At 47.7% G+C, this 12,094-nt stretch carries 10 protein-coding genes and 1 tRNA gene; 5 read left to right on the forward strand and 6 right to left on the reverse strand.

All coding sequences use genetic code 11. From position 1 onward, the window contains the following. Positions 1-93: 93 nt before the first annotated feature. Together QI63_RS03995 and QI63_RS04000 are read right to left on the reverse strand one after the other, a co-directional pair. On the reverse strand, positions 94-1,356 hold the full coding sequence (locus tag QI63_RS03995) for a hemolysin family protein (protein ID WP_044014098.1): 1,263 nt from the start codon (positions 1,354-1,356) through the stop codon (positions 94-96). Further along, positions 1,353-2,879 carry a hemolysin family protein gene (locus tag QI63_RS04000; RefSeq protein WP_052185473.1) on the reverse strand — a complete coding sequence of 509 codons (1,527 nt, stop codon included), beginning with the start codon at positions 2,877-2,879 and terminating at the stop codon, positions 1,353-1,355. The genes QI63_RS03995 and QI63_RS04000 overlap by 4 nt, the downstream gene beginning before the upstream one ends. A gap of 126 nt (positions 2,880-3,005) precedes the next feature. On the opposite strand from QI63_RS04000, the gene QI63_RS04005 reads away from it, so the two are divergent. From QI63_RS04005 to QI63_RS04020, 4 genes are all read left to right on the forward strand, one after another. Further along, positions 3,006-3,521 carry an HdeD family acid-resistance protein gene (locus QI63_RS04005; protein WP_044014100.1) on the forward strand — a complete coding sequence of 172 codons (516 nt, stop codon included), beginning with the start codon at positions 3,006-3,008 and terminating at the stop codon, positions 3,519-3,521. Positions 3,522-3,918: 397 nt separating this feature from the next. Further along, a complete protein-coding gene (locus QI63_RS04010) occupies positions 3,919-4,938 on the forward strand; it encodes an extracellular solute-binding protein (protein ID WP_044014102.1) in 1,020 nt (339 codons plus the stop codon). Positions 4,939-5,003: 65 nt separating this feature from the next. Continuing rightward, entirely contained in the window at positions 5,004-7,580 is a 2,577-nt protein-coding gene (gene clpB, locus QI63_RS04015) for an ATP-dependent chaperone ClpB (protein ID WP_044014104.1), read from the forward strand. Positions 7,581-7,597: 17 nt separating this feature from the next. Next, positions 7,598-8,554: a TatD family hydrolase gene (locus tag QI63_RS04020; protein ID WP_044014106.1), complete on the forward strand. Its 957-nt coding sequence runs from the start codon at positions 7,598-7,600 to the stop codon at positions 8,552-8,554. Between the two features lie 18 nt (positions 8,555-8,572). Here QI63_RS04020 and QI63_RS04025 read toward each other — a convergent pair. The 4 genes from QI63_RS04025 to QI63_RS04040 all read right to left on the reverse strand — a co-directional run bounded on the left by QI63_RS04025 (position 8,573) and on the right by QI63_RS04040 (position 11,157). Further along, positions 8,573-8,644: transfer RNA gene (locus tag QI63_RS04025), tRNA-Cys, on the reverse strand. Between the two features lie 386 nt (positions 8,645-9,030). Beyond that, a complete protein-coding gene (locus QI63_RS04030) occupies positions 9,031-9,771 on the reverse strand; it encodes an RluA family pseudouridine synthase (RefSeq protein WP_044014107.1) in 741 nt (246 codons plus the stop codon). Beyond that, positions 9,771-10,664, reverse strand: coding sequence for a hypothetical protein (locus tag QI63_RS04035; RefSeq protein WP_044014109.1), 894 nt, complete (start codon positions 10,662-10,664; stop codon positions 9,771-9,773). The genes QI63_RS04030 and QI63_RS04035 overlap by 1 nt, the downstream gene beginning before the upstream one ends. Before the next feature lie 82 nt (positions 10,665-10,746). Beyond that, a complete protein-coding gene (locus QI63_RS04040) occupies positions 10,747-11,157 on the reverse strand; it encodes an EamA family transporter (protein ID WP_044014112.1) in 411 nt (136 codons plus the stop codon). A 191-nt stretch (positions 11,158-11,348) separates the two neighbouring features. Here QI63_RS04040 and QI63_RS04045 point away from each other — a divergent pair, with 191 nt between their 5' ends. Then, positions 11,349-11,996, forward strand: coding sequence for a peroxiredoxin (locus QI63_RS04045; RefSeq protein ID WP_044014114.1), 648 nt, complete (start codon positions 11,349-11,351; stop codon positions 11,994-11,996). The last annotated feature ends 98 nt before the right edge of the window (positions 11,997-12,094 follow it).

A 12,094-nucleotide genomic window follows, 5' to 3' on the forward strand; every position in this document is an offset into this window, starting at 1 on the left:
CCCGTCTTTTAAAATAGACTTCCGGCAGCTGATGCTTTTTGCATCGTTACTCTTATTTTCGGCATTAGTTGGCTGGTGTTTTATAACCAGTGCTTACAATACCGATGAAAGGTCTGCGATGACGGTATCGATTCGTCTATTGATAATATGAGTGACGGTAAACGTTATCCGTCCGCAAGTAATCTTCTTATTAGTATGCGGCAAATATCCCCATTTTTCAAGTAGAAAACCGCCGAGAGTATCATAATAATCGGAGTGAAAATCGGTGTGCAGTAATTCGTTGCAATCTTCCAGCTTTAGTGCACCGGGAATGACAAGCTGCGATGTATTGATAAAGCGTACCGAACGCATCGGATCGTTCCGTGCCTTGCCGTACTCATCCTGCACCGTACTGAATACTGCAGCAATGATATCATCCATCGTAATGAGCCCTGCCACGCCGCCGTGTTCATCGATGACGATTGCGATATTTTGCATCTTGGCATTCATCGCTTTGATAATAGAAAAGATGGAAGCTCCCTCGGGAACAAAAATCGCAGGACGCTGCAAAGTCTCAAGTTCAGGCTCCCGCCGCTCCTGCAAAGCAAACAGCAGCGTTTTATAATGGATAATACCGGTAACAGTCTTTGTTTCGGAATCGTAGACAGGCAATCGAGAAAAACGGCTGCGGCGGAACTGTTCAATGACTTGCGGAAAAGTCGCGGCGGAATCAACGTAACTAATTGCCGTACGCGGCGTCATAATATTGCGGAGCTTAACATCCTGCAGCAAAACGGCTTTGCGCAACAGCGCTTCTTCTCCGGCGGCGAGGGCGCCGTCTTCTTGCCCGATATGCACGAGCAGTTGAAGATCTTTTTCCTTGAGTGTATCCGGCGTTGTTTTCGGGCGGGCATTACACAGCTTGAGGACTGCTTTTGTCAGCAGCGAGAACACCGCCACAATGGGGCGGAGCAATGTGTAACACACATACAACGGTAGCGAGGCTTTCTTGCCGATCGATTCCGCCCGTTCGGCTGCGAGCGCTTTAGGGAAAATTTCGGCAAGGATGATGATGAGTACGGTAATAATCGCAGTTGCTGCGGGAACAGCCTGTGCGCCGAACACATTGAGGGTAAAGGCGGTAATAAGACCCGAACTCAGCGTGTTGACAAAATTGGTGCCGATGAGCGCAGTCGTAACGATTTTTTCTTTCATTTCTACCAACCGAGCTAACCGTTGAGCATTTCTGCGGGAGCTTTTTTTGAGAGTGCGGTATTCCGATCGCGTAATAGCAGTTACCGCCGTTTCGGTACCGGAAAAAAAGGCTGCGCAGGCGAGCAGGATAATTATTTCAACACTGATAACGACAACGTTCATTCTTCCGCCTGCATCCGCACTTCAATTTGCACAATACGGTTTGCTTCAACCTTCTTTACGGTAAAAAGATACGGCTCTGCGGTAATTGAATAACCTGCCGCCGGAATTTCACCTGCTTTCTCCATTATGTAACCGCCGATGGTGTCGCTATACTGCGATTCAAGGTTGAGGTTCAGCTTTTCGTTTAAATCGCCGAGCCGGGTAATGCCTGTGATGGAGAAAATATCCGCTACTTCGCCTTCATCATGAGCGGTACCCGCATCACCGGCTCCTGCCTGTACCGTTTCCGCCGTATCAGCGCGTATGTTTACACCCGCAACAGTACTGTAAGTATCCTTGCCCGCCTCTGCGGTATCTATGTTTGCCGGTTCGGCAGTTTGTCCAGGTTGCAACGGCTGCACTGCCCCAACCTCCTCACCCGCAGCACCGGCGTCTTTTGCAACGGTATCTGTTTGTCGGGCTGCACCTGCTTGCACGGCAGCGCCTGACGGTACGGCAGTTTCCCGTACATCATATTCGTCAAGAATACTGCCGAATATTTCCTCACTGACATCCTCGACGGTTATCAATCCCGCAGTTCCACCGTACTCATCGAGCACAATAGCCATCGTTTGCTGCTCGGTATGGAATTTTTTTTCCGCTTGAGCGAGCTTCGTTGTTTCAAATACAAAAAGCGGTTTACGCAGATAGGCGCTTACCTGAAAGGCAGCACTCCCGTCCAAGTATTCGGGAGAAAATAGAAAATCTTTAATATAGAAGAACCCTTGTATGGCATCGATATTTGTGCTGTACACCGGAAAGCGCGAAAAGCGGGATTTTTTTGACAGCTCTATAATCTCTTCCGCAGACGCTCCGATGTGAATTGCCGTAATATCACGCCGCGGCGTCATCACACTGCGAACGGAAAAGTCGCCGTAACGGAGGATGTTCGTTAGCAACATACGTTCATCACTGCCGATAAAGCCGCCCTCCTCCCGCGCTTGAAAAAACTCGCGTAAATCCGCCTCAGTAACAGCCGCCGTGTTTTGCGCTTCACGGATACCGCAAAGCCGCAGCAAAACATCGGTAATCGCAGAAAAAAGTGCAACAACCGGCGAAAGTATCGCCATCAATAATAAGATAAAGCGGGCAAAGACAAGGCTCAAAGCATCGGGATACACCAACGCAATCGACTTAGGCAAAATTTCGCCGAAGATCAATAGCAGTACCGTACCTGCGGCGACCGCAATACCCAACCCTGAATCCCCGAATATCCGCAGCGCGGCGGCAGTCAGCACTACGGATATAGCGATGTTGACAATACTGTTCCCTATCAAAATTGTCGATAAAAATTTTTGTTTATTTTGCAAAATCTTTTCCGCCCGCGCTGCCGCACGGTTATTTCGTTCGCGCAAAAACCGCAGCTTGAGCTTATTCAAAGATAAGAACGCCGTCTCTGCCGACGAAAAAAACATCGACAGCAAAAAAAGCGCCAATAAACTGATGAGCAGTAAAATTATATGCGGGGGTTCTCCAGTATCCATATTCGATAGATTATATTAAAAGGAAATGTTAAAAATGTCAATTTTTACTAAGAGTGCTTCCGGCTTGACAAAATACGATACGGCATATACCCTTTTATTAATAACACCTTTCTTAAAGGAGGAGATATGAGAAAAGAGTTCCGCATTACGGCGTTGGTAGTAGGTATCCTTTCTATTATTGCAGGTATCTATATGTTCATCAACCCGATTACCAGCTTGGCATCACTTTCGTTTTTTTTCGCAGCGGTTATGTTTATAAACGGTGTGTATGAAATTATCCATTATTTTGCAGACAGAGAAGACCATATCTTAATTGTCTTGCTGAACGGTATTCTCACTATCCTGCTTTCAATTCTCGTACTGACCAGCCCTCTGTTTACAGCCGCAACGATTATCCCGTACCTCTTTGCCTGTTGGATATTGTTCAGCGGTATTACGCGGTTTATTATCAGTTTTAAAATCCGCTACATAACCAGAAGAGGCGGTTTTTATTTGATGCTAGTCGGCATACTGGGTATCATCTGTGGAATTGTTATGCTGATGCATCCGCTCTTTACGAGTCTATTCGTCGCATACATGATCGGCTTTGACTTTATCTATCACGGTATTATCAGCATCGTTTTATTCTTTAGAGGACGATAACCGGTTGGAGAAGATTCATCAACTGATGCACGGCTCTGTGCATTAGTTGATGCAGGTGATAAAAGGCTGTAAGCAGTTCTGCGGTATACAGATAGTCAAACAGTTGTTTCTTAGTAAATGCTTGGATCTTCCGCTGGAAGTTTGATTCCGGCTTGTCATCTATGGGTTATTTCTTGTATATTCTATGGGTACCTCTAAAAACTCGGTTAGATTTTTAGAGGTACCCGTCGAGTTTTTAATAAGTCTATAAATATAAATGACTTATTAAAAACATCGCAAATTAAAATCAAGGAAAACCTCTAAAAAACTGAAGTTTTTAGAGGTTCCCTATATACAATATAATCGTGAGGTAGGCTATGGATCATCGTTTTAAAAGGGTACGTTCTATTTTTTATGCATCGTAGTAACACTCTCTTTTCTTATTGTTTTTACCGCTTGCCGCGATGAACGAGACGCAGTTCTCTATCTGTATAATTGGACATACTACACACCCGATCCCGTTATCCAAGCTTTTGAAAAAAAATACAATGTCAAAGTTGTCTATGATGATTTTGCATCCAATGAAGATATGTTCGCTAAGCTTATGGCCGGTTCAAAAGGCTACGACCTTGTTATCCCATCGGCGGATTATGTTTCAATCATGATAAAACTGAACATGCTTGAGCCTATCGATATTTCAAAAATCCCGAACATCCGCTATTTACGCCCGGAAGTACTCCATCGAATCGAGTATGACCCAAAAATGGAATTCTCTGTACCGTATTACATGGGTGCAGCAGGTATTGCGGTAAACACCAAAGAAGTGCCCAATTATGAACGCGGTTGGAATATCTTTGAACGGGCAGATTTAAAAAACAGAATGACGATGATGGATGATATGAGGGAAGTGCTCGGCGCTGCATTAGGTTCTTTGGGTTATGAGCCGAACAGCACCAATCCTGATGAGCTGGAACAAGCATATCGTCTAATCCAAAACAATTGGAAACCGAATCTCATAAAGTTTGATGCGGACGGCTTTGCAAAATCTTTTGCGTCGGGGGATTTTTTAGCGGTGCAAGGATATGCGGAGGCAATTTTTGCAGAGTTGCAGGAAGATCAAACGCAGTATGTTGACTTCTTTATTCCGCAAGGCGTTCATTCAGGCTTGTATATCGACAGCTTCTGTATTCCCAAAGGAGCCCCTCATCCGGAACTTGCACATGCCTTTATCAACTTTGTGCTTGAACCTACCGTTTATGCCGAGTTCTTAGATACATTCGGCTTTCCGGCTTCTATCCATACGGAGGCAAGGTACTACCAAAAGAAACGACCTCACTACGCACTTGATGATCTCAACGACTGCATTCTCAAACAGGACCTCGGTGTAAACTTAGAGCTGTATAACAGCTATTGGCAGCGGATCCGTTTTATGCCATAGGATAAGTCGCCGTTCTCTAAAAAAATTTTATTGCCGTTTTTCCATTTTGTGCGTAGATTCATTGTATGAACATAGACAAATACACAGTGAAAGCACGTGAGGCATTGCAGGATGCAGCCTCGCTTGCCGAACAAGACAATCACAGTCAGATTGAGCCGGTTCATCTCTTATATAAACTCTTAGATCAAGAAGAGGGGATTGTACCGCCGCTCATTGAGAAGATCGGTGCGTCAACGGATCAGATTCTTGATGCACTCGATACTATTTTGGATAAAAAGCCGCGGGTAACCGGAGACTCTGCACAGGTATATATGTCGCCGGTTTTAACAAAGCTCTGCGCTCAGGCGGAAAAGATCGCCGCTTCGCTCAAGGATGAGTATGTTTCCACGGAGCACATTCTGCTTGCGCTTACCAAAAGCGATGATGAGGTTGGCGAACTGCTCCGCTCGCACGGTATTACCTACGATGCGGCGTTGAGAGCCTTAAAGGATGTGCGGGGAAATCAGCGGGTTACGAGCGAGGATCCCGAAGCGACGTTCAATAGCCTCGAAAAATACTGCCGCGATTTAACGGAACTTGCGCGGGAAGAAAAAATCGATCCGGTTATCGGACGCGATGAAGAAATCCGGCGGGTGATGCAGGTTCTGTCGCGCCGCACTAAAAACAACCCCGTATTGATCGGTGAGCCGGGTGTCGGTAAAACCGCTATTGTCGAAGGACTTGCCCGCCGGATTGTGTCCGGGGACGTGCCGGATAGCCTGCGCGGAAAAAAGCTCTTATCGCTTGACCTCGGCGCCTTGGTTGCCGGAGCGAAGTTCCGCGGCGAATTTGAGGAGCGCCTCAAAGCGGTTATCTCCGAGGTGCAAAAAGCCGAGGGCAGTATCATCCTCTTTATTGATGAGCTGCATACCCTTGTCGGCGCCGGTGCGAGCGAAGGGGCGATGGATGCTTCCAACCTCTTAAAACCTGCCTTGGCGCGCGGTGAGCTGCGGGCGATCGGCGCTACCACCTTGGATGAGTACCGCAAGTATATCGAAAAAGACAGCGCGCTTGAACGCCGCTTCCAGCAGGTATACTGCCCCGAACCGAATGTAGAGGACACCATTGCCATTCTGCGCGGCTTGCAGGAAAAGTACGAGGTACACCACGGTGTGCGCATTAAGGATGAGGCACTCATCGCAGCAGCGGTACTTTCCAACCGCTATATCACCAACCGCTTTTTGCCCGATAAGGCAATCGACCTCGTGGACGAGGCAGCCAGTAGGCTTAAAATGGAAATTGAAAGCCAGCCGGTTGAGCTTGATCAGGTTGAGCGCAAAATCCTCCAGATGAACATCGAGAAGGTGTCGCTTTCAAAAGAAACGGACGCCGCTTCAAAAGAACGGTTGGAAAAGCTGGAGCAGGAACTGTCCGACTTAACCGAAAAGCGGAATGTGATGCAGGCGCAGTGGCAAAACGAAAAGACCCGCATCAACGAGTCGCGGAAATATAAGGAAGAGCTTGAGCAGCTGCGCCGTGAAGAAACGCAGTTTACACGCGACGGCAATTTGAATAAGGCTGCCGAACTGAAATACGGCCGCATACCGGAACTGGAAAAAAAGATTGCCGCGGTTACTGCAGAGCTTGCAAAAAAGGCCGGCAGCAGCGGACAGCTTCTCCGCGAAGAGGTTTCCGAAGAGGATATCGCCAAGATTGTTTCGATGTGGACGGGGATTCCCGTTGCAAAGATGCTTGCGAGCGAGCAGCAGAAGTACCTCGATCTGGAAGCAGTATTGCAGAAACGGGTTGTCGGACAAGACCAAGCAGTACAGGCGGTTGCCGATGCCATCAGACGGAATAGGGCAGGACTTTCCGACCCCAACCGCCCGCTCGGCAGCTTCCTCTGTATCGGGCCTACCGGTGTGGGTAAAACCGAACTGGCGCGCACCCTTGCGGACTTCCTCTTTAACGATGACCGGGCGCTTACCCGTATCGACATGAGCGAATATATGGAAAAGCATTCGGTGAGCCGCTTAATCGGAGCGCCGCCCGGCTACGTGGGCTATGACGAGGGTGGACAGCTGACCGAAGCGGTGCGCCGCCGTCCGTACAGCGTGGTGCTCTTTGACGAAATTGAAAAAGCACATCCCGATGTGTTCAATGTATTCTTGCAGATACTGGATGACGGGCGGCTGACGGACGGACAAGGCAGAGTAATCGACTTCCGCAACACGATTATCATTATGACGAGCAATCTCGGCTCGGAGCTAATTTTAGCGGCGGACACTCCGGAAGAAATGACTGCGCAGATTAAAGATCTGCTCAAACAGCATTTCCGCCCTGAGTTTTTGAACCGCATAGATGAGCTTTTAACCTTTAGACGGCTCGGCAAAGAGCATATCCGCAAGATTGTCGATATTCAGCTGCAGGCTGTTTCCGCACGGCTTGAAGCACGCCGCCTGCATTTGATTGTAACGGATGCTGCAAAGGACTTCCTCGCCGATATCGGCTATGATCCCTTGTACGGCGCGCGCCCCTTAAAGCGGGCTATCCAGACCGAACTTGAAAACAAGCTCGCCAAAGAGCTGCTTTCTGGCGCATTCGTCGGCAAGACCGATATTACGGTGGATGCCGGAAAGGGCGGCTTGACGTTTAAGGCGTAAATAGTCTCAATGTATGTATGTACATTGATGCCCATCTCCATCCCGCAGATTATTTTGATACGTGCGCCTCTGTAGGCGGTGCCGGAAATGTAGACAAACCGTTTGCGTATCCGGCATCGCTTTGCTGTTCGGCGCATGACCATACCGAATATGAACGGCACCGCCGCCTCTTTGAACGCAATGTATGCGGCGATGCCAATTCTCCTACTACGGGAACAGTCCTATACCAAAGCGAAACTCATTTACAGCCGTCTGCACAACAGCACGTACTCTTTTCCTTCGGCATCCATCCCCAAAATCCCGTAACCGATGAAGCGGAGTTTTTATACCGTCTTTTGGAAACACGGCAGATCCACGCGATTGGAGAATGCGGATTCGATCTTTTTAATGATGAGTATAAGCAACTCTTGCCGATGCAGCAAACAGTATGGGATATGCAGTTACGATGGGCGCAGGAGTTTCAGTTGCCGGTGGTGATTCATTGCCGGAAAGCGCTGCCGCTCATCTTTGATTCGGTGCCTCGGTTAAAAAAACTGCCGGCAGTTATCTTCCACGGCTGGGGCGGCAGTCTGCAAGAGGCGTCGGCATTTCTTAAAAAAGGCGTCAACGCCTATTTTTCGCTCGGCAAGGCAGTCCTCCGCGGGCAGAAATCCGTATGCGCAATGGCTGCCTCATTCGATAGTACCCGCCTCTTAACGGAAACCGACGCTCCATATATGAGGCTCAAAGCAGAATCCTACTCCCATCCCTACGATATTATCGCCGTTACAAAGCAGTGTGCAAACCTGCGCTACAACGGAGCCGAGTCGGTAAAACAAACCGGCCCCGATGCGGTAAAGCGGGCATGCGTTATCAAACAGTATGAATCCTCAACGGTGGCACTTGAAGAAATCAGCATCAATGAAGCTGCTGTAAAAGAATTCAGCGATATGATTGTGCGAAATTTTAATTGCGCATTTGGATTATCGGATTGAATGAATAGAGAGGAAAAAAGGCGCCGATCAGAATCGAACTGATGAATGAAGGTTTTGCAGACCTCTCCCTTACCACTTGGGCACGGCGCCGATAATGGAGCTACTATATCAGAAACCGATATCTTATGCAAGAGGTTCGTCAGGGCAAATGCATCAGTCGGTGTTTAAATAACCCCGCAGAAAAATTGAGACTATTCGACCAGAACTGCCAAGGATGGCAGTGGTTCCATACAGAAGCGATGTTTTGTGCACGCACAAAACTCGCCTTCAACTGTTGTACACGGATGCACAACAGTTGAAGATGGTTCAAATGGTCTCACAACCTCATTCTTTCTGCGATTTTTTATCTTCTCTGCCTGATGCATTTGCCTTGTTGCCGAAAAAATGTGCGAAATTTTATTCAAAATTTCGCACAAAGGGAATAGTCCTGTTTGAAATAGTATCGATGCGATTACACTGATAACTGTAACACTCTCCTATAGCTTTTGGAGCTGATGCACCGTACTCTTAAAATCCTTAGCGTATTCGGCAGTAAAGGAGAAAGGCTCGCTCGTCCGCGGATGAACCCCTTCAAGCTGATAGGCATGAAGCGCAAGCCGCCGGATAAGCGGCTGCTCCGTATACACATCACCGTGCCACCGTTGTTTGAGCTCGGAAAGGAGTACCGGCTTACCGCTGCCGTACAGCGAATCGCAGACAATCGGGTAACCGGCGGCTGCAAGGTGTACCCTAATCTGATGAGTCCTACCGGTAACGGGACGCGCCTCAAGTAGGGAGAATTGCCAGAATGTTTCCAGCACCGTAAAATGCGTTATCGCTTCCTTGCCGCGCCGTTTATCTACAACAGTACGGTGCAGAGCATCTCCGTCGGCGCGCAGCGGCAGGTCAACGGTAAATTGTTCTTCCGATACCCGCCCGTGAATCAGCAGTCGGTATGTTTTCTTTATCTCCCTCTCTTGAAATGCGGTATTCAACGCACGGTGCGCTTCCGCATTGAGGGCATAGAGCAAGATGCCGGAAGTGTCTTTATCAATCCGGTGTACGGCATAGAGTTTTTGACACAACGGCGCAATCTGCGGCAGCTCTTTTTGAATGAGCAAGTCGAGCCGCGGAGCTTCAATATCCCAACGGTCGGCAGCAACTAAAAGACCGGCGGCTTTATTCACCGCAATCATATCATCATCGGCATAAATCAGCGTAAAGGGAGCTTTTTTCATCAAGTATTCCTCAATTTTAAAAATCGGATTAATTCTGTGTAGCTTTCGCAATCGGGTAAAATGGAAGGCGTGCCATATTCGGGAGAGATTAATACGTGAGCATCAAGCGCCTGCAAAAAAAGCGCAGGGTATTCGGCTTCGGGAATATGAGGAAAGAGATACCAACCTTTTTGTGTCCACACGCCGGGAATGAGGCGCTCCGCTTCGGCTTTCCGGTTGAGCGCCGCTTGCCGTTTCTTTACTATTGTATGGCTGACCCTTGCGCTGCGCCCTGCCGTCTCTGAATGGTGTCCGTCTTCGATTTTAATTTCTTTGAGTTGAAATTGTTCCATCTTATGCTTTAAATCGAAAAATGCCCGTGCAAGGCTGTACGCAAACGGTGGGAACAGCACATCGGAAGGCGGTAAGCGTTCTTCAAACCGGCTACCGGCAGCGATAATGCCGCACGGTACCGGATAGGCGGGCGTTACCAACATGATGCTATCGGCTATCAGCTCTTGAGAATCGGAAGAGGGATCAAGATCTAAAAACGGCCGCCATACCGGCAGCAGCTGTACCGTACCGTTTTGATCGGCTTGCAGCACAGAGCCGGCTATCCGCTCCGCCTTATCCTGCGTTTCATACCAGCGGATAACGGGATAATCCGGCAGCAGGGCTTCCAACGCACGCCGTAGTTGAACATCAGCCTTGGTCGGCAAAAAGCCGGTGAGCCCCTTATCCAAAAATTGCTTACAAACCAGATTTGCCTGTCCCGTTCTTCTGCCTAAAATTACTTTTCCGCCGTCAAGCCACAGGTCAAGCAGCCGGACATTTTTTTCCGTGTATAAATAGTAACCGCGGGCGCGCCGGACATTTCCGTACCGCTTGCGGATTTCAGTATAAATATCGATCATTTGAAAGCTATCATCGCATAACGGCAAAAAAACTACAAGAGAATAAGTCAATCGAACAAAATTTTATGCAAAAGATAGATACTTATAAAAACAGCAGAGTGCCTGCAGTGATGAGTACGCTGCCGAGGGCTGTTTTTATCGTCAGTTTTTCATGCAGAATAAGGCACGACAAAATCAACGTAAGCACAACGCTCAGCTTATCGATCGGAGCAACGCGCGACACTTCACCGATCTGTATCGCCTTAAAATAGCACAGCCATGACGCACCCGTTGCAAGCCCTGAAAGAATAAGGAACACCCAATTAGCGGATGTTAAATCCTTTATGCCTTTGATATTCCCGTTTGCAAAAATAATACCCCACGCCAGCGCGAGCACGACAACGGTTCTTATTGCCGTCGCGAGCGTTGAGTCGATGTTCTTCATACCATATTTTGCAAAAATCGACGTAAAAGCGGCAAACACCGCAGAAAGAAATGCCAATAATTTCCACATAGGTTCAGTATATACTGAAATACATTCAATAACATAGGATACTATAGAAAAAAGCAGCGGTAGTGCGGAAATCCATTTACAAAAAGGAAGTACAAGAGATCCGATGGAAACAAAAAGATATGAAGTGCTTGCTTTTTTTTAAAAACTATGATATATTAAGAATCATTACTAAGATTTTAAGGAGATACTTTATGGACGAAAGAATTAACATGCCGCTTTTAGGCGATGCATTTCCCACTTTGCAAGTACAAACTACACAAGGACCAATGACATTGCCGGCAGACCTAAAAGGTTCGTGGTTTATCGTATTCAGCCATCCGGCTGATTTCACTCCCGTATGCACAACCGAGTTTGTCGGCTTTCAGGAACTCATGCCCGAATTTGATAAACTCGGTGTAAAATTGGTTGGTCTTTCCGTTGACCAGGTATTCAGCCACATGAAGTGGATTGAATGGATGAAGGACAAGCTCAACGTGCAGATTACATTCCCTGTTATTGCTGCAAACGATTCGATTGCGAATTCACTAGGACTTTTGCATCCCGGTAAAGGCACTAACACGGTTCGTGCGGTATTCATTGTCGATCCCGAAGGAAAACTCCGGTTGGTACTGTATTATCCACAGGAAATCGGTAGAAACATGGATGAAATCTTACGCTCGGTAAAAGCATTACAGATTTCCGACAAGCAAAACGTTGCGTTGCCCGCTAACTGGCCGAATAACGGTTTGATTAAAGATCACGCAATTGTACCGCCGCCTTCAAACGTAAAAGACGCCGAAAAACGGCTTAAGGAATACGAAGGTTTTGACTGGTGGTTCTGCCACAAAGCGTTAAAGTAGTTGATACTGTAAAACAACGGCTCACGCACAGTTGCCCGTAACGGATAACCGTACAGCGCTAAAAACATTGAACGAGCCCTCTAAAAACTCAAGTTTTT

It is taken from the genome of Treponema sp. OMZ 838, from assembly GCF_000775995.1.
Classification (GTDB): Bacteria; Spirochaetota; Spirochaetia; order Treponematales; family Treponemataceae; genus Treponema.

Coding starts and splice junctions, on each gene's coding strand:
- QI63_RS04040 (WP_044014112.1), bottom strand. CDS start 11,157: ATGTGGAAATTATTGGCATTTCTTTCTGCGGTGTTTGCCGCTTTTACG.
- clpB (WP_044014104.1), top strand. CDS start 5,004: ATGAACATAGACAAATACACAGTGAAAGCACGTGAGGCATTGCAGGAT.
- QI63_RS04005 (WP_044014100.1), top strand. CDS start 3,006: ATGAGAAAAGAGTTCCGCATTACGGCGTTGGTAGTAGGTATCCTTTCT.
- QI63_RS04030 (WP_044014107.1), bottom strand. CDS start 9,771: ATGAAAAAAGCTCCCTTTACGCTGATTTATGCCGATGATGATATGATT.
- QI63_RS04035 (WP_044014109.1), bottom strand. CDS start 10,664: ATGATCGATATTTATACTGAAATCCGCAAGCGGTACGGAAATGTCCGG.
- QI63_RS04000 (WP_052185473.1), bottom strand. CDS start 2,879: ATGGATACTGGAGAACCCCCGCATATAATTTTACTGCTCATCAGTTTA.
- QI63_RS04045 (WP_044014114.1), top strand. CDS start 11,349: ATGGACGAAAGAATTAACATGCCGCTTTTAGGCGATGCATTTCCCACT.
- QI63_RS03995 (WP_044014098.1), bottom strand. CDS start 1,356: ATGAACGTTGTCGTTATCAGTGTTGAAATAATTATCCTGCTCGCCTGC.
- QI63_RS04020 (WP_044014106.1), top strand. CDS start 7,598: ATGTACATTGATGCCCATCTCCATCCCGCAGATTATTTTGATACGTGC.